General features: G+C 68.4%; 11 protein-coding genes. 4 read left to right on the top strand and 7 right to left on the bottom strand.

The features are described 5' to 3' along the window. Positions 1-17: 17 nt before the first annotated feature. The 5 genes from ACGFNU_RS15780 to ACGFNU_RS15760 form a co-directional block, all read right to left on the bottom strand. The gene (locus ACGFNU_RS15780; protein ID WP_392594058.1) at positions 18-893 is read right to left on the bottom strand and encodes an alpha/beta fold hydrolase; all 876 of its coding nucleotides are present in this window, start codon (positions 891-893) and stop codon (positions 18-20) included. Beyond that, positions 890-7,186 carry a beta-ketoacyl synthase N-terminal-like domain-containing protein gene (locus ACGFNU_RS15775; protein ID WP_392594057.1) on the bottom strand — a complete coding sequence of 2,099 codons (6,297 nt, stop codon included), beginning with the start codon at positions 7,184-7,186 and terminating at the stop codon, positions 890-892. The genes ACGFNU_RS15780 and ACGFNU_RS15775 overlap by 4 nt, the downstream gene beginning before the upstream one ends. Before the next feature lie 7 nt (positions 7,187-7,193). After that, entirely contained in the window at positions 7,194-9,485 is a 2,292-nt protein-coding gene (locus tag ACGFNU_RS15770) for an SDR family oxidoreductase (RefSeq protein WP_392594055.1), read from the bottom strand. After that, positions 9,482-13,216, bottom strand: coding sequence for a beta-ketoacyl synthase N-terminal-like domain-containing protein (locus ACGFNU_RS15765; RefSeq protein WP_392594054.1), 3,735 nt, complete (start codon positions 13,214-13,216; stop codon positions 9,482-9,484). The genes ACGFNU_RS15770 and ACGFNU_RS15765 overlap by 4 nt, the downstream gene beginning before the upstream one ends. 76 nt (positions 13,217-13,292) lie before the next feature. Continuing rightward, positions 13,293-14,960: a PfaD family polyunsaturated fatty acid/polyketide biosynthesis protein gene (locus tag ACGFNU_RS15760; RefSeq protein WP_392594052.1), complete on the bottom strand. Its 1,668-nt coding sequence runs from the start codon at positions 14,958-14,960 to the stop codon at positions 13,293-13,295. 360 nt (positions 14,961-15,320) lie between these two features. Between ACGFNU_RS15760 and ACGFNU_RS15755 the strand changes: the two genes are divergently transcribed. From ACGFNU_RS15755 to ACGFNU_RS15740, 4 genes are all read left to right on the top strand, one after another. Then, the gene (locus ACGFNU_RS15755) at positions 15,321-16,871 is read left to right on the top strand and encodes a carboxyl transferase domain-containing protein (protein ID WP_392594050.1); all 1,551 of its coding nucleotides are present in this window, start codon (positions 15,321-15,323) and stop codon (positions 16,869-16,871) included. A gap of 11 nt (positions 16,872-16,882) precedes the next feature. Continuing rightward, complete coding sequence (locus ACGFNU_RS15750; RefSeq protein ID WP_392594048.1) at positions 16,883-17,377, top strand: acetyl-CoA carboxylase biotin carboxyl carrier protein; 495 nt, start codon at positions 16,883-16,885, stop codon at positions 17,375-17,377. A gap of 8 nt (positions 17,378-17,385) precedes the next feature. Then, positions 17,386-18,744 (top strand): acetyl/propionyl/methylcrotonyl-CoA carboxylase subunit alpha, encoded by a 1,359-nt coding sequence (locus ACGFNU_RS15745; RefSeq protein ID WP_392594909.1) that lies wholly within the window; start codon positions 17,386-17,388, stop codon positions 18,742-18,744. Positions 18,745-19,034: 290 nt separating this feature from the next. Continuing rightward, positions 19,035-19,586, top strand: coding sequence for a response regulator transcription factor (locus ACGFNU_RS15740; protein ID WP_392594046.1), 552 nt, complete (start codon positions 19,035-19,037; stop codon positions 19,584-19,586). A 353-nt stretch (positions 19,587-19,939) separates the two neighbouring features. On the opposite strand, the gene ACGFNU_RS15735 is transcribed toward ACGFNU_RS15740, so the two are convergent. Beyond that, positions 19,940-21,337, bottom strand: coding sequence for a cytochrome P450 (locus ACGFNU_RS15735; RefSeq protein WP_392594044.1), 1,398 nt, complete (start codon positions 21,335-21,337; stop codon positions 19,940-19,942). Further along, positions 21,334-22,203, bottom strand: a complete 870-nt coding sequence (locus ACGFNU_RS15730) for a hypothetical protein (protein ID WP_392594042.1) — start codon at positions 22,201-22,203, stop codon at positions 21,334-21,336. The genes ACGFNU_RS15735 and ACGFNU_RS15730 overlap by 4 nt, the downstream gene beginning before the upstream one ends. Positions 22,204-22,648: the final 445 nt, after the last annotated feature.

The raw sequence follows: 22,648 nt of genomic DNA, 5'->3' as shown, positions 1-22,648 counted from the left end.
CCTCCGGAAGGTGAGACTCACGCATTCGCGGTGCGCGCCACGGTGCCGTCCCGGACGAACGGGCCGAGGACGTCGATGAACTCCTCGTAGCTGTCGAGATAGGTCAGGTGGCCGGCGCCGAAGATGATCGCTAGCTGTCCCCGCGGCAGCTTTCTCGCCGCGAGCATTCCTTGCCAGAGCGGGAAGATCTGGTCGGTCAGACCCCAGATGACCAACGTGGGGGCTTGGATCTCGGTAAGCCGGGGCGTCAGGTTGTAGGGTCGGCGCTGCCCTGTCAGACCGGTTCCGACGCGTACCACTTCGTAGGAGGTGTGGAGGAACGAGCGCCGGCGGGTCAGCCGCACCTGCTCGCGGAATAGGCGGAGCGATACCCGCCAGGGCTGCCGGAGCTGAAGGCCTGAGGTCAGCGTCCGCAACGTCCCTCCGCCGGGCAGGAGAAGCATCGTGATCAGCAGTTCGGCGATGGGTTTCGGGATCATCGCGTTGGCGATGACCAACGGATTCACCACACGCCCCAGTCCCGCCGAATCGGCCAGGACCAGCCGCTCAACGCGGTCGGGATATGCCAGCGCGAACTCGGCCGCCAGCTGGCCACCGAGGGAGTGACCGACCACGATCACACGGCCGAGGCCGAGCTCGTCCAGGAACGCCGAGGCGAAGGACACGAGCCGGGCTGGACGTATCTCGCCCAGCGGGCTGGTGTCGCCGTAGCCGGGTAGCGCCAATGCCAGCACACGGTTGGTGGCGGCGAGCGCTTCCATGGTCTGCCACCAGTCGCGTGCACTGGTCACGTTGCCATGGAGGAGAAGCACCGGCGGCCCCGCTCCTGCCTCGTAATACATGGTGGAGGTCTCCTGGACCAGGATTCGGCGCTCGGCCGGTCGCCGGCTCATCGCCGGCTCCCGCACGGCTCGGGGACGAGGTGGAGGCCGGCGCCGCGCACCTCATAGATGCGCAGGTCGTCCGCCCAGAGCGACGCGTCCGCGGTGGCATAGCGTCCTGCGGCGTCCTCGCCGATCCCAGTGATCTCCATCTCGACGGTCACCCGGCGGGTGTCCGGGGTCACCTGGCCCCGGAACGTCCAGGTCAACGGATGTCCGGGGTGGGCGAGCGCGAAGCCGGGTCTCGACAGCCCGGCGTGCAGTTCACGGTCGATCATGTAGAAGCCGAGGAGTTGATGGACGGCCTGCAAGCCCAGGGAGCCCGGCTGTACGGGGTCCTGAAAGAAGTGCGCCTTGAAGTACCAGTCATCGGGGTCGACGTCCCTGACCGCGCGGAGCCTGCCGAGCCCGGCGGATCCGCCGTCCGGCCACAGACCAGTGATCCGGTCGAGTGGCAGCAGCATCGGCCCGGCGAGCCGGAGCCGGGGCGAGGAGTGCCGGGACGGGTGTTCGCGGAGGTCGATGCTCGTGTCACCGGTCTGCATGACGCGGTCATGTTCCGCTCGCGTGGTGGGCAGACCGATCTGCTGGGCGAGGGCCTCCGGGGGGAAGTAGCCGAAGGTGGCCGACCCGTCGAAGACCTCACGGTCGCCGGCCCGGCAGGTCATGTCGAAGTAGGCGATGATGATGTCCTGCTCCCGGGAGACGCCGCGCAGGCGTGTGCGTGTGTCGAGCACGCCGGCATCGCGGCGGACGTCGCTGATCAACGTTCCGGTGCCGCCCAGGTTGCGGAACCGAAGGTCGCGCTGTGCCGTGAGAGGAAGGCCCTCGTAGGAGGCGAGCCATCCGCAGGGCTGCAGGACGATCTCTGCGAGCACGGCGAGCGGCATGGTGGCCGTGCCGCTCTCCGCCCAGTACCACGCGTCCTTGGGAACGTCGTACTCCGCGACGATGCCGCTGTGCGGCCGCGCTGGGTTCGCAGATTCCTCGACCGCATCGGTAGATCGCTCGACCTCGGTGACACGGGACACCAGCAGATAGGGCGGCCCTGGCAGCCGCGCGACCGTGCGGGGCCCGTCGAACGGGGCGTATGCGCTGCCAAAGGCGTGAGTAGGACGGCCCCATGCCGCGGCGAGCATGGCGCCATAGCCGTAGCGGACATCGCCTCCGCCGGCCACCGGTGCGGGATCTCGATGGCCCACCAGTCCGCCCAGCGCCTCCAACGGCAGCGATTCCGGCTGAGCGATGGCGGCGAGGCCGCCCTCGTCCGCCGAGAGCGTTCGTGGCGGCCCGAGCCGGCTCCAGTAGGTGAGCGGCCAGTCGGGGCCGAGCCGCAGTCCGAGTCGCGTTGCGTGGAAGGCTTTGAGCCCGTCCACGGTGCACAGCACGTCGGCGTGGATGGTGGGTTCGGGGTCTGCTCGGAGTTCGGAGACGAAGACCTCGTAGGTCAGGCGGCGGCTGTTCGGCGTCACCTGCCCCCTGCACATGAGGCGGTAGGTCTGTTCGGGTACCGGCTCGAAGCGCCATCCGTCGCGGTCGATGGTGTAACCCATCGCGGCGAGGTAGAACGCCATGGCTTGCAGGCAGCCTTCGAGCATGAGGGTGCCCGGCATGCACGGGTCGTTGTTGAAGTGGCCGTGGAAGAACCAGGAGGCGGGTGTGATGGGTAGTTCGGCGCGTAGGTATCCGCGCTGCCAAGGGCCGCCGTGCGGGGAGAACTGCGGCACGTTCCGCAGGAGCAGCATGCGGCCGCGGCCGATGCGGGGAGAGCGGATGTGTGCTCGCGTTGCTCTCCACGCCGGTCCGAAGCATTGTTCGGGTTTGCCCTCGGCGAAGGCGCGCACTTCGGCTTGGTCGAACTCCCGCTTCTTCGTGGTGATGGTGGGTGGGGGGAGTGGATGGCCGGATGAGGGCGTGGATCTTTCTGGTGTCCAGAGGATGCCGTGGGTCGCGGTGAGTTCCTCATCGGTGAAGTAGCCCGCCTGGCCGTTGCGGACGGTCAGGACCGGTCTTTCCCCGACACGGCATTGGTTGTGGAAGGAGAACAGTTGCACGCCGTTGTGCTCGCCTCGGCCGTCGATGCCGATCTGGTATTTCAGGGTCTGGCCTACCTCTGGCAGACCGCCGTGGAAGGTGAGGTCGCAGCCGAGCAACCGGTAGACGCGGTCGTCGCGCAGGTCCAGGTCGACGCCGAGCCAGCTCAGCAGCAGGAGGTCGGCTTGGCCGGCCTCGACGAGCAGTCCGGCCGGGATGCGTCCGCATTCGTCGAGATACCAGGCGGCTGTGGTGATCTCGGTTTCGGTCCAGATGGTGCCTTTGCTTGTGGAGCGGGGTTCGGCGTCGATGCCGGTGACGCGGTCGACCAGGAGCATCGGCGGCTCGGGCATGCGGGTCACTCGCCTTCGCTGATCGAGTACGGCGTAGCGCGGCCCGAAGAGGTCGGAGATCTTGCCGGATGCGTGCTGTTCGAGTTCGGCACGGTCGAAGGACGGTCCGGTGGGAACGTCTCGTGGAACGTTCTGGAGCGCGCCCGCGGCGGGAGCCGGTATGGGGGTCGGGAGCGGCGGTGGCATCGGTTCTGGTGGTGGCGCCATGGCTCGGACCGTTTCGGTAGGGGGCACGGGTTCACCGATTCTCGGGGGATGGGCAGGCAGGATCAGCGCTCGTGGGTGATCGGGTGGACGAGGCCGCCATGCGGCCGACAGGCGGCTGAAGAGGGGGCCGGATTCGAGGGGCCGGCCGGCCGCGGCCAGTTCTGCGACGGCGTGCAGCAGGGTGGTGATCTCGTCGTTGCCGGGATCGTCCAGTGCGATCGTGAGGTGCTCGCGATCGTCCAGGGTCGCGGAGATCCAGTGTGAGCACGAGGCCTGCGGGCCGTGCTCGATGAACACCCGGACGCCGTCTTCCCAGGCGGTGCGGACGCTTCGGGCGAAGTCGGCGGTGCCGAGGATCTGAGCGGTGAGGGCGTCGGCGATGGCGTCAGGGGTCGGTGTGTAGGAGCGACCGGTCGCCCCGGAGTAGACACGAAGGTCCTGCTGCCGGGTGCGCACAGGCCAGTGATGCAGACTCCGCAGCTCCTCCCGCACCTCCTCGAGCAGCGGTGTGTGCGCCGCGAGGTCACCGTCGAGCAAGACCTCGGTGGTCCGGTCCCCGAGCCGGCCGAGTGCCCGCGCGCAGGCGTCCACCGAACCGCCGATGACACAGGAGCCGGGCTCATTGACCAGCAGGAGATGAACGGCCGGGTCGTCGGCGATCACGGCCTGGACGCGTTCTGGCGGGGCCATCACCAGGTGGCTGGCCCAGCGGGGGTCAGCGGCACCCGTACTTTGCAACGCGTGGCGGACGGCCCGCCTTTCACCTGTCAGTTCGTGGGAGAACGTGCGGGAGCGTGCGAGTCTGGCGACCAGGGAGGCGGTGTCTTGCCAGATCCTCAGGGAGATGAGCGCGCCGCCTTCCCCGGAGGAGTAGCCGAGCGCCGCATGGGGCTCGATCGCCAGCAGATCCCGGCTGATCCGGGTGTGGAGGTCGCCGAGCACCCCGGCGGCCAGCATCCGGCGGACCGCGGTGTCGGGCCGGGCGAGGGGGGCGTCCAGCGGCCCCCAGTGCCGGACGACGTCGTCCATGAGATCGGGGAAGGCGAGTGCCAAGCGCCTGCCCATGCCCGGGTAGGCGGCCGATCCGTTGGAGTACACGAAGGCTGTCTCACCTGCCAGCGGCGTGGCCCGGAAGGCCGTACCGGGCGGGCGTGCGCCCTGTCCCGCCAGCCAGCGGACGGCTCGGCGGCACCGCTCCTCCATCTCCCGTCCTGACCGCGCCGCCACGGCCAGCCGGCAGGGCCCATCAGATGACTCGTGTCCTGAGCGCACCGCCGAGATCACCTCTCGGCGGTCCCGGCCGCCGAAGACGCGCAGAGCCGGGGCGGCCTCGGCCAGCCATGGCTGCGGCGTGGCCGCCCTCAATCTGATGCGCACGGGCGGAGCGCCGAGCGGTTCGGCCGTGACCTCGGCGATCCTGTTTCCCTGCAACGGGTCGGCCGGCCCGGCCGGCCTGGGTACTGCCCGATGCCGCAGCGCCAGGGCGGCGGCGGCGACCGCCACCAGGCCTTGGGCCGCGTGCGCGCTGCCGAACTGGTCAACGGGGTCGAAGGCGGGGCCGCCATCCGGGGCGGGGCCCGTCCCGACGTGCAATCCCGCCGGCCGGGACAGGTCTCCGACGTCGTCCAGGAAGGCCACCACCTGCTCGCCGTGACGCAGGGCGTCGGAGCGGCGGCGAAGCAGCAGCACCACCGCGGCGTCCCCGGTCCGCGGGTCCCGGCCCAGCCGGCGCAGGGCGGCCTCGTGCACCGGTTCGCAGGAGAGATCGACCGCGCCGACCACGACCGCGTCCATCTCACCGCGCTCCAGCGCACGGCGGCCAATGTCCAAAGCCGCGAGCCCGGACGCCTCTTCGGCGAACAGCGAGAAGCCGGGACCGGTCAGATCGAACTGCGAGTTGATGCGATTGGCGACGATGTTGGGCATCGTCCCCACGACCCCCGCCGTTTCCAGCGGAGGCGAAATGGCGTCGCCGAGGGTGCCGACCGCATCCGTGGCGACGTGGCCGCCGGACTTGGACGAGTATGCCGAGAAGCGCTGGCGTGCGCAGTAGCGGGCCACTTCCGGGTCGCATCCCATGCCGATCAGGACCATGGTCCGGTGCGCCGGCAGATGCCGCCCCGACAGAGCCTCCCGTGCTGCCTCGAGGACCAGGAGTTGCTGGGCGTGGGCCTGCTCCAGGTCATTCGGCGGGAAGCGCACTCCCTCCAGGCGGACCTCGACGTGCTCGCGCCGTGACGGTGGCACCGCGCCGGTCAGCAAGGCGTCGATCAGACTCGCGGTGTCCGTCCCGTCCGCCACCCGGGCTCCTATGGCCACGATGGCGATGGGATCGTCGTCCCGGTCTCTGGGCCGGGTGACCGAGGGGAACGGCGACACGGTCCCGGCGTCCGTGCCGGTGTCCCAGGCGTCCAGGATGAGATGGGCGTTGTTGCCGCCGAAGCCATAGGTGCTCAGCGCCGCTCGGCGGCGGCCCTGCCATGGTTCGTTCTCGGTGAGCGGCCGCAGCGGTGTCCCTTCCAGGTCCTCGATGGGCTCCTCGGCGCCCAGGGTCGCGGGCCGGACGCGGGCCTGCATGGCGCCGATGAGTTTGAGCAGTCCGGCCAGCCCGGCGGCGGTCACCGGGTGCCCGATGTTGGACTTGAGCGAGCCGATCGGCAGATCCGGGACGCCAGAGAAGACGCGCGCCATGCCCCGCACTTCCACCGCGTCACCGACCAGGGTGCCCGTGGCATGGCATTCGGCCAGCGTCACCGACTCGGGAGCGATCTGAGCGCTACGGTATGCCTGCCACATGGCCCGCTCCTGGCCCGCCTGGCAGGGGGCGAGCAATCCCTTGCCCCGCCCGTCATTGGACAGGCCGATGCCTCTGATCACAGCCAGCACGGGAGTCTCGGCTCGCAGCGCGTCCGCCAAGCGCATCAAGGCGACGCATGCCGCGCCTTCGGCGGGCACCAGCCCATCCGCCAGGCGGTGGAAGGGACGGCTGCGCCCGCTTCGGCTCATCGCTCGCAGGGCGGTGAATCCCATGTGGACCCACAAGGCGTCCGCGCGGGTGACGGCCGCGGCGAGCATGAGATCCGCCGATCGATCATGGAGCCTGTCCACGGCCAGTTTGATCCCGTACAAGGACGAGGCGCAGGCGGCCTCGATCGCCACGGCCCCGCTTTCCAGGCCCAGGGCCCGCGCCGCCAGGTGGGCGGCAAAACCCCAGCAGAAGCGGTCACGCGGGTCCGCGGCCACCTCCTCCTCGGCCCTTTCCCGAACCTCCGGCGGCAGCGCCCGCGCCCATATCCGCTCGGCGAACAGGGCCATCCCCGAGGTCGGGTACCCCACGTTGCCCACCACCAGGCCGGCCCGGTCGTGCGGTCCGGTGATGCCCGCCTCGCGCAGCGCCTGCTGCCCGCAATGCATCACCCAGTGGAACGACGGATCGAGGCCGGCGAGGTCTTCGGTACGGGTCAGGAGATCCGTGGGGTCGAAGACCTCATCGAATCCGCTGACGAATCCTCCGACGTCGGGCCAGACGCGGCCAGGGACACCACTGGCCGCCGTGTCCGTCGTCCTTGGCGCCTGATCTATCCGCCAGCGTTCCGCGGGCGCGGATCGCAGGCTCAGCCGCCCCGCGGCGATGTTCGTCCACAGGTCTTGCGGGCTCAGCGCGTCCGGAAGGACGCATCCCCGGCCGACGATGGCGATGGGCTCGAACATGGTTCCCTCACGTGGCTGATTTCGGGCGCTGGACCAGCGAGACGCCCAGCAACTCCATCCGCGGCCGGCCATCGGAATCGAGCAGGACGATGTCGCACGTCGCGTGCTCGGCGCCGACGCCCCTCGCGCGCACGACACAGCGGCTCTCACCGTCCACCGGGCCCGTCCTGTGCACGCGAACGCCGCCGGCACCCATCGGGAGGGTGGGGGTGCCAAGAACCAGCTCCGCCCACAGCAACGCCAGCTGGAATCCGGCATCGACGGCGAGGGGATCGGTGTGCGGATGCGGACCCGCCCAGTCCAGCGATCGAACGCCCGCCACGACGCCGACGGCTCCCTGATTGGACACGCGCTCGACCGATCGCAATGCCCGGAACGCCGGACCATGGAACAGAGCCGGACTCTCATAGGGATCGGCGTGGACCGGGGGCCTGGGCTGAGGCAACGACGTCCAGTCCACCGCGGTGCTGTCAGAACCGTCCTCCAGCGATGCGCGGCAACAGGACGCATCCTCGTCGGCGACGAGCTCCAGCTTGACCGTCTGACCATCGTGCCTGCTGACGACGCTGAGAGAGCGGGGCGAGCCAGGCCTTACCTCGATCCTGTGGACCACTCGTACATCGCTCAGTGCGATCGTCTCGCGTCCGGGTGCCCAGTCGCCGGCCGCGGCGACGAACCAGTCGATCATCAGCGACAGCGGGACGATCGGAACATCTCCCATCCGGTGATCCTCCAGCTGCGGATGAGACGCGAGGCCGACCTCCAGCTCGGCGCTCCGGACGCGGCCGGTCTTCAGCACGTCCCTGTCATCGGAGGCGGCGATCACGAGGCGCCGGTTGTGTGGATCTTTGGTCAGGGTCGCGAGGAAGGCGCGCACACCCTGGTCCGCGGGTATCAGCGTGATGCCCCGTTGCCGGAAGAGAGCGGCCACCGTCGGGCTGATCATTCCTCCTTCCCACGGCCCCCAGCCAACGGAGACGACGTTCCTGTCCGGAACGCGTGCCGCCTCAGCGGCGGCGACCTGGGCCAGAACCTCATTGGCCATGGCGTAGTCGGACTGTCCGGCGTTGCCGAACTGCGCCGAGGTAGAGGAGAAGAGATTGACGAATTCCAGGGGATCGTCGGCGGTCGCGGTGAGCAGGGACCACAGTCCGCGCACCTTGACGTCGAAGACCCGGTCGAACGCCTCGCTGGACTTGCTCACGATCAGCTTGTCGGCGAGGACGCCGGCGCCGTGGATGATTCCCGTCACCGGCCCCCACTCGGCGCGCACGAGGTCCAGCGCCAGGCCGAGGGCGTCGGCGTCCCGCACGTCGACCGGCAGGTACCGGGCCTGGCAGCCGAGATCCGACAGATCCTTCAGCGTACGGCGGATCTCACGGCCGGCCAGCACCTGGGCCACTTCGGCGTTGACGGCGGCAGGGAGCGGGAGCTGCCCCGCACGGTGCTCGGCTTCGGCCGTGATGGCCTTCCGGAGTGCCGTGGCGTCGTCGGTGTCACGCAGATGCGGCGGCTCCTCAACGAACGGAGTGCGGCCGATGAGGACCAGCCGGGGGCGATGGGCACGGGCGAGGGCACGGACCGCGGCGGCGGTGATGCCGCGGGCACCGCCGGTGGCCACGACCACTGAGCCGGGCGCGAGAACCAGCCGGTGCGGGACCTCGACCGTGCCGTCGGCCGGAGGGGGCACGGGATCGGTGAGCAGGGTCATGCGGCGTCCGTCGGTGCGCAGTGCGACTTCGAGCAGCGTGCCGCCGTGGAACAGTTCGTCGGCGATGGCGGCGGCGACCTGGGCGGGACCGCGGCCCGCCTGCTCGCAGTCGATCGCCTTGACCGAGGCGTGCGGCCATTCGTGCGCGGCGGTGCGAGCGAGAGCGACCAGACCGCCGAGCCAGGCCCGGTCACCCTGCCGGCCCTCAAGGCCGAAGTCGCCTCCGGTGTCCTGGACGGTGACGAAGATCCCACCTTCCTTGCTGAGGCGCTCGGCAACGGCGCGCGCGGCGAGGAAGGCCTGCCGGTTGACCTGGATGGCGTCGTGCGGGCCGGTGACTTCGCGCAGCCCGTCGAGAATCACCACCCCGTCCGCGTCGGCCGGCACCCGGCCGGTGACCAGCGCGGCCACGCCGCGGGCGTTGAGAAGCTCCACCAGCGCCGGCGCGACGCCGTGTCCGTCGTCGGTCACCGCGAGTGGCCGCCGCCACAGTCCCGCCATCGCAAGGCCGGACGGAACCATCGGGGTCAGCCGCACGGGAAATCGGAGCAGGCCGTCGGGCCACGCATCGCCAGGCGAGCCGCTCATGACGCGGTCCCGGAGGACGGTGCCGTCCGCGCGCCGTCGGAGCCTCCGCCGACGGCCCCGAGGCGGTCGACGATCTCCCCGAGCGTTTCGAGCGCGCCGAGTTCGGCGGTGCTGAGCGTGGGGAGGTCCGGAACCCGCTCGCGCAGCGCGGAGAGGATCTCCACCCGTTTGATGGAGTCGATGCCCAGATCGGTCTGGAGGTGCATGCTCGGCGTCAGCATGTCAGCGGGATAACCGGTCTTGTCCGCGACGACGTTGATCATCATTGTCTCCAGCCCCGCCATGGGCTGCGGTGCGGCCGCCGACCACGACTCCCCGGCGGGGTAGGGTTCGGCGACCTTGGGGGCGGCTGATGGAACGGACGCGGTCTGTTCCTGTGAGGGGAGTTGAGTCGAGGCCAGTTGAGTCGGCACTCTCGTCAGTGCGTGGGCGCCACCGTTCGCGGCTGCTCCCTGCGCCGCCGGGTCTTCGTGGAACACGGCGGGCCGGTGGTCGGTCCGGGGAACGGCGGCACGCTTCACGACATCGCTTTCCAGGCAGGTGATGCACTCGTGAGCGAAAGCCAGGAATGCCACCAAGGCGTCGCTCATCGCACGTTGAAAGCCGTTCTGGACTTGTGCCGCGAGTTGCTGCGCCTCCTGCAGGACGTGGAGCTGGTCGGCGCCACTGGCGGGTATCGCGTCACCTCCGGTCTGGCGCGTGCCGAGGGTACGGATTTCGGGGACCTGTGGGATCGACAAGGTCGCCTCCGGGGCGTGGTCAGGGGATCGGGCGGACTCGGGTGCCGGCATGTCCGGCCGGCCTGGGCTGGAGCGACGAATGTTCAGCCGCGGGGTGGCCCCGCCGGGTGGTTCCCCGGAGCGCAGGCTGAAGAGATCGACGGCGCCGGTGTCACCAGCTGGGGCGGAGGAGCCGTCAAAGTTGGTCCCGCAGATCTGGACGGTCGCGGGGGAGCCTGCCGCCGCCTCCGGTTCGGGCGGCTCGTAGTCCTTCCAAAGGGACTCCAGGCTCAGCGGTATGCCGTGGACGACGAGCTGTGCCAGAGCCTCATGCAAGCTGGTCACGCCGTTGAAACCGCGTCTGTCCAGTGAAACTGCCAAATGTGGGCGGTCGCCCAGATTCGCGTCGACCAAGCCGGTCAGCACAGAGGACGGCCCTACCTCGACGAAGGTGCGAACGCCTCGGTCGTACATGGCTCGCACCTGCGCGGCGAAGTGCACAGGCGATGCGAGTTGCCTGGCCAGGCGCAGGCGGATGCCGTCGGGATCGGAGGGGTAGGGACGCGCATCGATAGTGGCAAGCACCTCGCAGCGCGGACCCGTAATCTCGAGTCCTGAGAGAAACTCCGCGAGCGGCTCGGTGGCGTCCCGCACCAGCGGGCTGTGGAAGGCGTCCGACACGTCGAGCAGTCGTGCGCGGCCGCCGCGGTCGACCAGGGCCCGGTGAAGTGCCTGGACCGAGACGGTTCCGCCGGCGACCACGGTCTGTTCCGGCGCGTTGTGATTCACCGGCCAGAGATCGGGGGCGCCGAGCGCGACGATGGCCTGTGCCACCGCCTCATGGGACATGTGTGCGACCAGCATGCCGCCCGGCTTGCGTGCGGTTGCGCGGATCAGCTCGCCCCTGCGCCGCGCGAGGTGCGTCAAGCTGGCGGCGTCCAGGACACCGGCCGCGTGCAAGGCCGTCAGCTCACCCATGCTGTGACCGGCCGCGCAATCTGGCCGTAGCCCGAGACCGGCGAGCACCGAGAGCAGCGCCATGCTGTGCACGGCGATGGCGGGCTGAGCCCATTCCGTCGCGGTGAGTGCGGCGGCCTGTGCGGTGCGCTCCTCGTCGTCCAAGGCGGGATGTGGGAAGACCAGCTCATGCAAGGGCCGGTCACCGAGTCTCAGATCGGAGGCGTCGTCCCAGACCTGCCGTGCCCGCGGCATGTGCATCGCGAGGTCGGCGCCCATGCTGACGTACTGGCTGCCCTGGCCCGGGAACAGGAACGCGACAAGGCCGCGGTGGGGCCGGCAGCGGTAGTGGGCGCCGTCGGGGATGGCGAAGGGTAGCTCCGGGCCGGCTTTGATCCTGCTCACCGAGGAGAGGAGCTTTCGCTGGAGATCGTCGCCGTCGGCGGCGATGATCGCCAGCCGTGCGCCGGCCGCCTCAATCCGTCGTGGATCGCAAGCCCGTTGCGCCTTCCAGACGATCTCGTGGAAGGAGGCGTTCTCGGCGGTCACGGCGTCGCATTCAGACAGCAAGTCCGCCACCGAGGCCCCGACGAACGGAACGAGCTCCGAGGGCGCGGCACGCAGCCGGCCGGGTCGGCGGCCCGCGGCTTGGGGGCGGTATTCCTCCACCGCGACGTGGAAGTTGCTCCCCCCGAATCCGAAACTCGACACCGAGGCCCTCCTCGGGTGAGAGGAGCCGCGAACCCACGGCCTCGCGGCGGTGCTCAACCGGAACGGACCGGTCTCCAGCCCCAGCCGCGGGTGAGGCCGCTCGGCTTTGATCGTCGGCGGGAGCACGGCATGGCTCAGGGACAGGACGGCTTTCAGGAGCCCGGCGGCACCCGCCGCCGCCTTGGTGTGGCCGATCTGTGATTTGATCGACCCGAGGGCGCACCAGGGATCGGCGCCGGTCCGGTCCTCGGCGAACACCTGGCGCAGGGCGGCGACCTCGGCCGCGTCCCCGGCGGGCGTGCCGGTCCCGTGTGCCTCCACCAGTTCGACGGTCCCGGGGCCGTACCCGGCGGTCTGATAGGCCCGTCGTAGCGCCCTGGCCTGCCCATCCGGCACCGGCGTGTAGACGGCGGCACCCCGTCCGTCCGAGGACGCGCCTATCCCGCGGATCAGCGCGTGAACCGTGTCCCCGTCCCGCTCGGCGTCGGTCAGCCGTTTGAGTGCGAACATGACCACGCCCTCGCCCAGAATCGTGCCGTCGGAACGCGTGGCGAAGGGGCGGCAGTCACCGGTGGGCGACAACGCGGGCGTCTTGCTGAAGCAGGTGTACATCATGACGTCGTTGGAGGTGTCGACTCCGCCGGTGATCACCATGTCGGCCCGGTGCAGGTTCAACTCGTTCACGGCCGTGGCCAGCGCGGCCAGGGAACTGGCGCAGGCGGCGTCCGTGGTGAGGTTCGGGCCGTGCAGGTCGAACCGGTTGGCGATCCGGCCTGCGACGACGTTGCTGAGCAACCCAGGGAACGTGGCCTCCTGCCAGGGCGGGTAGTGCGCGGCGATGCGGTCACAGATGTCCTGGACCCGGTCCTCGGAGAGGCCGCTCTCGCGAAGCGCCTTGGCCCAGACAGGTCTCTGCAACCGGTGGGCCATGGTCGTCAGCAATTCCAGGGGTGTCGCGCCGAGAATGACGCCGACTCGATCGCGGTCGCGGGCGGCGGTTCCATGGCGTTCCACGTCCGCCAGAAGCCGGCCGGCCACCAGCAGCGCGAGCAGCTGGGAGGTGTCGGTCGCGGGCAGTGCGCTGGGCGGGATTCCGAACGCGAGTGGATCGAAGTCCACTGGATCGAGGAAGGCGCCGCGCCGCCCGTAGGTCTTGTCCGGGGCTGAAGGATCCGGATCGAAATGCTCCGAGATCGGCCAGTGGCCCGGCGGCACCTCACGGACCAGATCGCGGCCTTCGATGATCGTGCGCCAGAAGCCCGCCGTCGTGGCGGAGCCGGGCATCAGTGCGCTCAGGCCGACGATCGCGATGGGATCTTGCCGCGATGGGTGATGCCGAGTCATGGAGATCCTTCTGAGGCTGCGATGCGGGGGCGGCAGGCGGGCTGCGCGGAGGACCCTGTTGTCAGGCGGGCCGGTGTCAGGCGGGGGAGATCAGTCGGCGTGGGACGAAATCAAGGGCGCCACGGGGCAGCGGAACGCCCAGAGTCCTTGCCTGGTGGGCACGGGTGACTGCAGCCGCGCCTTCAAGCAGGTTCAGCGCGATCTGGACGACGCCGCGGTTCGCTGGATCGGCCAGGAAGCTGTTCTCAGCCCAGCGGTTGAAAGCGCCCATCGCCGGCCCGCACCAGATCTGGTAGTCGGTGCGCCGGGACGCGTCGCCGTCGATGGCCCATCTGCTGGACCGCCCGAGATACCAGCGGAACACCAGCGCCATCCGATGACGTGCGTCATGCCGGGCGCGATCGATCTCGGCGGGATTCCGGTCATTCCAGAACCGGCACGTATCAGCCCAGACCTCCTCCAACGGCGCCCCGAACACCTCACGTTCCAGCCTTGCCCGGCGTTCTGGGGGGATGTCCTCGAGCGACGCGTGCGAGGTGTACAGATCGTGGAGCTGCGTGGCGCGTCCAGCGAACATGGTCCCTCGCCGGAGGACCTGCAGCCGCACGCCCATCTCGAACATGTCGGCGGCGGGCGCCATGGTCACGTCGGTCAGGTCGGCCTGGGCCAGCAAGTTCCTGCCCTCCTCCGCCAGGCCGGATTCGACCGCCGCCTGGTTGATCGAACCCGTCAGCACGTACGCCGCCCCGAGAGCGAAGGCGGCGGCGACCGCGGCCGGTGTCCCCAGTCCTCCGGCGGCCCCGACACGGACCGGCGTCGCATATCCGTGGTCGCGTGACAGGGTGTCGCCGAGCCGCCGGATGGCGGGGAACAGAACGACCAGAGCCCGGTTGTCGGTATGGCCGCCGCTGTCGGCTTCGACGGTGACGTCCTCAGCCACCGGAACGCGGGCCGCCAGTCGGGCCTCCTCCTCTGACAGGTCGCCGCCGTCCACCAGGTCACGGAGGAACGTCACGGGCGCCGGTGACATGAACCGTCCCGCGGTCTCCGGACGCGAGACCTTCGCCAGCACGCGTCGGGGCCGGAACACTCGGCCCGTCCGGTCCGTCCGCAGCCCTTGGGCAGCGCACAGGACCAGCGCCGGCGTCAGGTCCAGGTAGGCCGAGGCGGAGACCGCCGGCACCCGGTGCCTGATCAGCGCCCGTGCGGTGCGGTCCTCAAGCCGGGGCTCGTAGGGAGCGTGGATGAGGTTGACGCCCCAATTGCGGCGGGCCGCGAGCGCGTGCGTGAGTTCCGTGAGGGCGTGCTCCACGGCTCCCTCGCCCAGGCCCGCCGCGCCGAAGAAGCCCATCAGCCCTGTCTCCGCCAGGGTCCGCACCATCCGGGTGGTCGCTATGCCATTGGCCATCTCTCCCGCGATGTAAGGGAAACGCACCTGATGAGCCGAACAGAAATCGGCATCCCCCAGCCGCTCGGGATCGAGGGCGGGAAGCATCCCCATCAGCTGGTACCCCACTGGGGCGGGGGCGTCAGCTTCGATCGCCTGGACGCCGATTCTTCCGGTCTCCGCTTCCATCAGGATTCGCAGCGGCGTGCGAATGGCGGCCACAAGTTCTGCGATGCCGTCGTCATCGAAATGCACCTGCTGATGGAGGCCGGCCACATTTCGAGCCGGTACAGAATTGAATGCGGCGGGAAATTGATTCCCCATCGCCGTCCTCTCTCTCAGCTTGGATTCGATCACGTCAAGGTCCTTCGCTATGACCGCATCACGAGAGAGCTGGACGGGGAAGGGAGCAATTGGTCCCGGGACTTTGGTCTCCTCGGTGCGATGGCCTTTGGTCCCGGGACTTAGGTACCGGCGTCGCCGGCGAACTTTGGGCAATGATGTTAATGATGTCAACGATGAGATCGAATGGGTTCGCGCCCCGTGACCCAGAAAATACCGCGCGAAAGGTGAGCGTTAATGCGGGAAGAGAAGTTCATGCATAACCTGAATTCCCTATCGGGTTCTTGGTGGCGATGCCCGCATTGTTCGGCATGGGCCGCATCGGGAAGCCTGCGTCCTTTCCAGGCCTGTCACAGGTGCGGTCATTATCGTCGCATGTCGGCCTGCGAGCGCATCGCCATCATCGTCGATGGCGACACCTTTATCGAACGAGACAAGTACATGTTCTCGCGCGATGCGCTCGGATTCACCGACGGCAGGACCTATCCTGACCGGCTGTCCGAGGCGCGCGACAGAACAGGCCTCAGCGACGCACTGGTGACCGGCACGGCACAGATCGGCGGTGTCGCAGTCTCGCTTGCCGTGCTGGACTTTGCCTTTCTCGGTGGCAGCATGGGCGCCGTCGTAGGCGAAAAGTTCGTGCGCGCGGCAGAGCGGGCGCTCGCCAGCGAGATGCCTATGCTGGCTGTGTCCGCCTCTGGTGGGGCGCGGATGCAGGAGGGCGTTGTCTCGCTGGTTCAGATGGCCCGGACCAGCGCCGCCATCGCCGAGTTGCGCGAGGCCGGCTTGCCTTACCTCAGCGTCCTGACCGACCCCGTCTATGGAGGGGTCGCCGCGTCCTTCGCCGCGCTCGGAGACGTGATCATCGCTGAACGCGGCGCCCGCGTCGGCTTCGCCGGACCCCGGGTCATCGAGCAGACGACCGGGCGGGTGATGCCTGCGGGATTTCAGACGGCCGAGTCTCTCGTCACCTGCGGGCACATCGACGCCGTCACCGACCGTGAATCCCTGCCGACGCTCCTTCGCCAAGTGGTCGCGCACGCGGCGGGAAGGCGTTCACCCGCGCGCCTCCGCCGCGCTCCGCCAGCTCCGGCCGCAGCCGGACCGGCCGTGACCGTCCCCGAACCAGGACAGGCCATCACGACCGTCCGGGCTGCCGATCGGCCCCGCACCAGGTACTACCTCGCCCGCCTCTGTTCTGATCATGTGGCCCTCCGGGGGGATCGGCGCGCGGCCGACGATCCGGCGTTGCGGGGAAGCCTCGCACGATTCCGGGGTGTATCGGTCATGGTTCTACGGCACGGCCGCGGTGACGACACCTCAGACGTGCGCAGCCAGCATCACGGGATGCCCGGTCCGGCCGGCTATTTCAAGGCCATCCGGCTGATGCGCCTGGCTGCACGCTGGAGGCTGCCGATCCTCACCTTGGTGGACACCCCTGGTGCCCTCCCCGACGTCGAGGCCGAACAGCACAACCAGGCCGGGGCCATCGCCGAGACCCTCGCCACGGCCGCCGGACTCCCGGTGCCCATCGTGGTGGCGGTCACCGGAGAGGGCGGCAGCGGAGGAGCGCTGGCGCTCGCGACCGGCGATCGCGTGATCATGCAGTCGTCGGCCACCCTCTCGGTGATCAGTCCCGAGGGATGCGCCGCGATCCTGTTCGGTGATTCCCGGCGCGCCGCTGAGGCCGCCGAGGCGCTCCGGTTGCGCGCCGCTGATCTGGCCGAGCTGGGCCTGGTCGATGAGGTGGTCGCCGAACCGCCTGGAAGCGCCGCCTGTGACCCTCCCGCCGCCGCGGATCTACTTGGCGAAGCTCTCGAACGACATCTGGGCCAACTCCTCGACCTGCCGGCGACCGAACTGGTGAAGCGGCGCCGGACCCGTTTTCGCTCCATGGCCCGGTACTGGACGCAGGTACTCAGCTGAAGAGGAATCCCATGACCGATTCCAAACCCCGCTCTCTGCACGACACGGTCTCAGCTGTCGGCGGCCTCCTCCGGCTGCTTCAGGGCTCCACGGTATCGAGCCTTCACCTTGAAGATCAGGGCGTCTCCGTGCACATCGAGCGCCGCATGGGCCCGGTCACGGAGGACGCACCTGCCGAAAGCGGTCTGCCGGACGAAACGGGCGACGCATCGCTGATGCCCGCCATCGCTCCCGCCGTCGGCGTTTTCCACACGTGTCCCGCACCGGACGAGGCGCCCTTCATCCAGCCAGGGGAGCGGGTCACAGCGGGGCAACAGATCGGCTTGGTCGAGGCGATGAAGATGTTCACCCCCGTGCTCTGCCCGGTGGCCGGCGTCCTGCAGGAGGTGCTCGTCGCTGATGGACAGATCGTCGAGTACGAGCAGCCGGTCGCCTTGGTGAAGGTGGAAACGGCGCAAGGCGATCCACCCGGCGCCGCACGTCGGAACCGGGAGCAAACGCCGTGATCGCCAGCATGCTCATCCCGAATCGAGGTGATACCGCGTTGCGGGTGGTACGTACGTGCCGACAACTCGGCATCCGGTGTGTGGTGGGCTATTCGGTGGCCGACCGTGACACCCTGCCCGTCCGGCTCGCAGACGAGGCGGTGTGCCTGGGGCCGGCGGACCCCGTCCACAGCTACATGTCCGTCCCTTCCATCCTCTATGCCTGTGCTCGGGCCGGCGTGGACGCCGTGCACCCTGGGATCGGCTTCCTGGCCGAGGACGCGGCGTTCGCCAGGGCGTGCGCCGATCTCGGCCTGGTCTTCGTCGGTCCAGGGGCCGACCATCTTGCTCTGCTGGGCGACAAGATCGCTACCCGGCGCCGGCTGCGAGCGGCGGGCCTGCCGGTCCTTCCCGGTTCCGATGGAGCCGTGAGCAGCGTCACCGAGGCGGTCGCATGCGCGGAGACCGTGGGCTATCCAGTCGTGGTCAAGGCCGCGGCGGGCGGCGGTGGACGCGGCATCGAGGTCGCGCGTGACGCGGCGCGGCTGACCGAAGCCTGGAGCCGTGTCCGCCGTCAGGCCCGCCTGCTGTTCCATGATCAGCGAGTTCTCATAGAGAGGTACGTGGCCGCGGCACGCCATGTCGAGGTCCAGGTCGTCGCGGATGGCTTCGGTAGCGTCGTGCATCTGGGTGAACGGGACTGCTCGGTCCAACGCCACCACCAGAAGCTGCTGGAGGAGGCGCCGTCCCCGTGTCTGTCATCGGCGAGCCGCTCGGCATTGTGCGAGGCAGCGGTGCGCGGAGCACGGAGCATCGGCCTCCGCAACGTCAGCACCTTCGAGTTCCTGGTCGACGCCGAGGACGACTTTCACCTGATCGAGGTGAATCCGCGACTCCAGGTCGAACATCCCGTCACCGAGTCGGTGACCGGGCTCGACATCGTCGAGTTGATGATCCGGATGGCCGCGTGCGAACGACTGAGCATCACCCAGGACGCGGTGGCCGTGAACGGACACGCCATCGAGGCGCGCGTCAACGCCGAAGACCCGTCCAGCGGATGGAGCGGGTCGGCAGGAAAGATCACCAAGCTCGTCCTTCCGGGCGGACCGGGCATCCGGGTGGACAGCCATCTCGTGGACGGCTGCGAGGTCCCACCCCATTACGACTCGCTGATCGCGAAGATCATCGCGATGGGCCCGGACCGCGGGACGGCGGTTCGCCGTCTGCTGCAGGCATTGAGAGAGATCACCTGCGACGGCCTGCGGACCAACGTCGACTTCCTCGACACCGTCGTGGCCGGTGACCGGTTCCGGACGGGAACCCATGATACCGGTTTGGTCGAGACCATTCTCCATGAAGGAACATTCAGTTCGAACACCAACACATAATGGCAATACTGTTCGGCGGTCAAATAAAAACCAGAAAAAGGGCCTACAGAAAATCAGGTAAGGTGACGCCCTTTCCGTCTCATCTGCATGAACGGTCATTACTGAGATCGGATTTACGTACAGATAGATCTATGACACTATAAGCGTATTCACTCAAAAGGGTTAGCGCCCTGCATGACCCGACCCTTAATTCAACCACCGCGAACCAATCCACCGATCAGCGCGATGGTGCTCGCCTTGAAAGGCGGCTGTTCCATAAGAGAGGGCGGACCTTGAAAGAGCCAGCAAGGGTGACCGGGCCCAGCGAACGGGAGAGCCGGCAGAAGTCGAACGACCCTAATGAAGAAGTCGGCGAACTCGGCAGCCTCGCCACGACGGCAATTGATCTCGCCCTGCATGCGACGCAGGCATGCATGCTCGCCAACATGGAGACCGTACAGCGCCTGGAGGAAATCAGAGAGACAATACTTCGCGCCGGCAATACGACGGTCTCCGATCGCGAAGCCAAGAAGAGGAGGCCCTGTTATATTCTTACGGAGCGGGAAGATCGAATACTGGAGCATATCTGTGGTGGTCTGACCAATCGACAGATCGCACGTAGAATGGGGGTCACCGAAAAGACGATCAAGAACTACTGCAATACCATGTTCCGTAAACTGAAGGTCCACAGCAGAACTGAGGCCGCCATGATGGCGACCCGCTGTGGCTGGTACCAGAGCGGCACCGAGGCGATGATCTCTTCCTCCCAGGGCTTGACCGGACCGCCCGAGTGCATGGCAGATCCGTCCGGTCGCCATGACTCGCCCCCTGACGCCGGCCGCCCGCCGGATGCCCGGCCGTGACGGCGAGCTGAATGGCGCGTGCATGAGAAACGCACCGTCTCTTGTCTGCTTGGTAGCGGGCCGTGGACCGAACCGACCGCACGGAACCACAACCACTCCCCGGACACTGGACTACAGGACGCGAATTTGTGCCGGGTGAACCTGAACGGTCGGGAGCTGATCGACGTGAAGCTGTACGGCGCCAGGCTGGACGCGGCGACATCGCGCACGAGATCGTCTCGTCGCTCAAGGTCCCCAGCCAGACAAGGTGTGGCGGCAGCGTCTATATGAGTGATTCCTAATTGATCAGGGCATCGACGTTGTCTGCGGGCATGCGAAGAGGGTGATGAGCCGGAGAGTCCGACCTCCGGTGATCAGGCAGGGATCGAAGCCGGTCGCTGGGGATCTCGTGGTTCGGCTCGCAGGAGTAGGCATGTGGGGTGCAGGGTGATGCCGATCTTGGTGGTGGTATCGGTGCCGGCGACGGGGTGCAGGCGCCACCGCGCGGTGATCGTGGCCAGGATGATGGCGAGTTCGGTCAGCGCGAAATGGTCACCAGGGCATTGGCGGTTGCCGGTGCCAAAGGGGCGCATCGCCTGCTTGGACACGGTGGTGGTTCGCTGGGGGGCCCAGCGGTCGGGGTCGAACTCCAAGGGCTGGGCGAAGGACCGCCGGTCGCGTTGTATCGCGTAGGGGCTGTAGATGATGTCAGTGCAGGCGGGGATGCGGTAGGGACCCAGGTGTGCCTCTGCCAGGGATCGACGGGTGAAGATCCACGCCGCTGGGCGCAGGCGCATCGCCTCGGTGACGACGTTGCGCAGGTGCGGCAGCCGTGGCAGGTCGGTGAAGGTGACCGGACGCCCCCCGGTGACCGAGCGCACTTCCTCCACTAGCCGGGTTTCCTGGTGCGGATTCTGGATGAGCAGGTGGAGAGTCCAGGCGAGGGTGGAGGCGACGTTCTCGGCGCCGGCGACGACCAGGGAGACCACATGGTCGTGGACCTCGTCGTCGCTGAGCGGCTTGCCGGACTCCTCGCGCGCCTGGAGAAGGATCGCCAGCAGGTCATCTCGCCGATATGGGGAGTTTCGGCGTTCGGTGATGATGTCGTCGACAAGCTGGTGCAAGGCGGCTAGGGCTCGATCGAAGCGCCGGTTGGTCGGCGTGGGGAGACGGTAGAGCGCTCCCGCGGAAAGGATCATTCGCCGGTACAGTCCCTCGAAGACGGTGTGCAGGGATGAGCCGATCAGGTCTGCTCTGTCGCTCAGGGAGTCCACTTCCAGCAGCGAGCGCGCCACGATGCGCACGGCGGTGGTGAACAGCTCGGAGCCGACGTCGACGACGGTGCCCGGCCGCCAGCGCTCGGCGGTGGCCTGAGCCTCTTGTTCCATGGTCGCGGCGTACCTGGCGATGCGTTCGGGCGTGAACACTGGTTGGATCATGCGGCGTTGGCGGCGGTGAACTGGTCCGTTGCTGGTGGCGACACCCTGCCCCAGCAGGACCCGCAGGTTGTCCCACAGGGGTCCTCCTACGACATAGTTGGGGTTCCTCAGCAGGGAATCGACCAGCGCGGGATCGGTGACGACATAGACGGTCTTGGGACCCACCCTGATGCGCACCAGGTCGCCGTCATCGCGTAGTCCCATCAGGAGGCCCAGTGGGTCGCGCAGCAGCTTCCAGGTGTGCCCGAGCAGTGGTAGGCCCCCAGACGCCAGCGGCGGTTCGGTCGTCGGCCGCAGAGGGGCGGGGGTGTCCTCACTCGGCTTGCTTTTCACTGCCGCCCTTTCGGGTCGTCGATGTAGGGGGGCGAGGAACGGTCCTCCCAGCTGTCGACGCGGTAGCGCCCGGAGTGGTGGTGGAACCAGTACACCGAGCTGAACCAGTTGCGCATGTTGAACAAACAGGATCTGACCGCGGCACCGTACGCGGTGCCTTCCGCGGTTGCGTCTGCGGCGGCGTGATCGGCTAGTTGGAGGACGTCGGGCTCGGCCGCCAGGAAGGTCTCCACGCATTGGCGCACACGGCGGTGTATCTCGACGGCGGCCTGCTGCTCGGTCAGCCCGCGATGGCGCATGAGGCTGATGCCGAGATTGTGCAGCTCACCGCCGGCCAGCTCCTTGCGCAGTGAGCACAGGTCGTTGTACCAGGCGGCAAAGTCCTGGGTCGCCACGGCCGCGCGCTGGAACGCCGGGTGGTCGTGCAGGGCCGCGGGCAGCTCGCATCCGGCGGTGGCCTCCAAGAGGTCAATCCACAGCCGGTGCGCGAAGGTCAGCCGCCGCAGCTCGATGTAGTCGGCCACGGCGGGGACGGTTCCGCCAGTGCGATTGCGGAATTCCTGGTCATAGGCGTTCACCACCGGATGAAAGTGCCCGGCAAAGCGGCCGTTCCAGTCGCCGCTGAGGCAGGAGTACAGACGCACCAGGCAGTCCGCCAGCGCGGCGACCAGCGGATCGGGGTGTTCCAGACGGCGGTGCGGATCATCGATCGTCGCGTGGAGCCGGATACATAGTCGGCGCCATGCCCGATGCCTGCCATGGACGACGTCGCGGTCGTGCCGATCGTCCCAGGCGAAGAACCAGGCGCTGAAGTCGGTGATCGCTGCCAGCAGCTCATTGGATGCGCCCAGGTAGTAGCCGGCCACCAGTTCGGTGTAGCGCAGGTCGTCGGCGAAGCGTTCGACGGTGCGCCTGGACATGAGCCGCTGGCGAAGGAGCCATGTCCGAGTCCTGACCCGCAGCTGGGGCCAGTACGGGTGGAGTCTGCGGGGGAAACCCCTCTCCACCTCAGGAAGAGAAAGGTCGCTTGGAAGGGACACAGACGGCAGGATCTGGCAGTTGCCGGAGAACCCATCTGGCTCGTCTGAGCAGGGCACGGCCGCCGGGAGTTCAAGGGGCCGCGGGTCCGGGGCCAGCGGCGCCTGGTTACGCGGTTCCCTCTCTTCGGGGTCGCCGTCGGCCTGAAGGGGCTGTCGAGTCTCGCGCCGCCATCCGACATGGATGATCAACTCGCCCGAGGCGTTGTCCAACGCGGCTCCCTTGTCATGAGGGCGGCACTGCGCCGTCGTGCGCAGCGGCGAGGAGCTTGGC

The organism is Spirillospora sp. NPDC048911, assembly GCF_043198015.1.
Taxonomy (GTDB): domain Bacteria; phylum Actinomycetota; class Actinomycetes; order Streptosporangiales; family Streptosporangiaceae; genus Spirillospora.
Note: the sequence above shows the minus strand (reverse complement) of the source record. Positions and strands in the feature narration are given on the sequence as shown.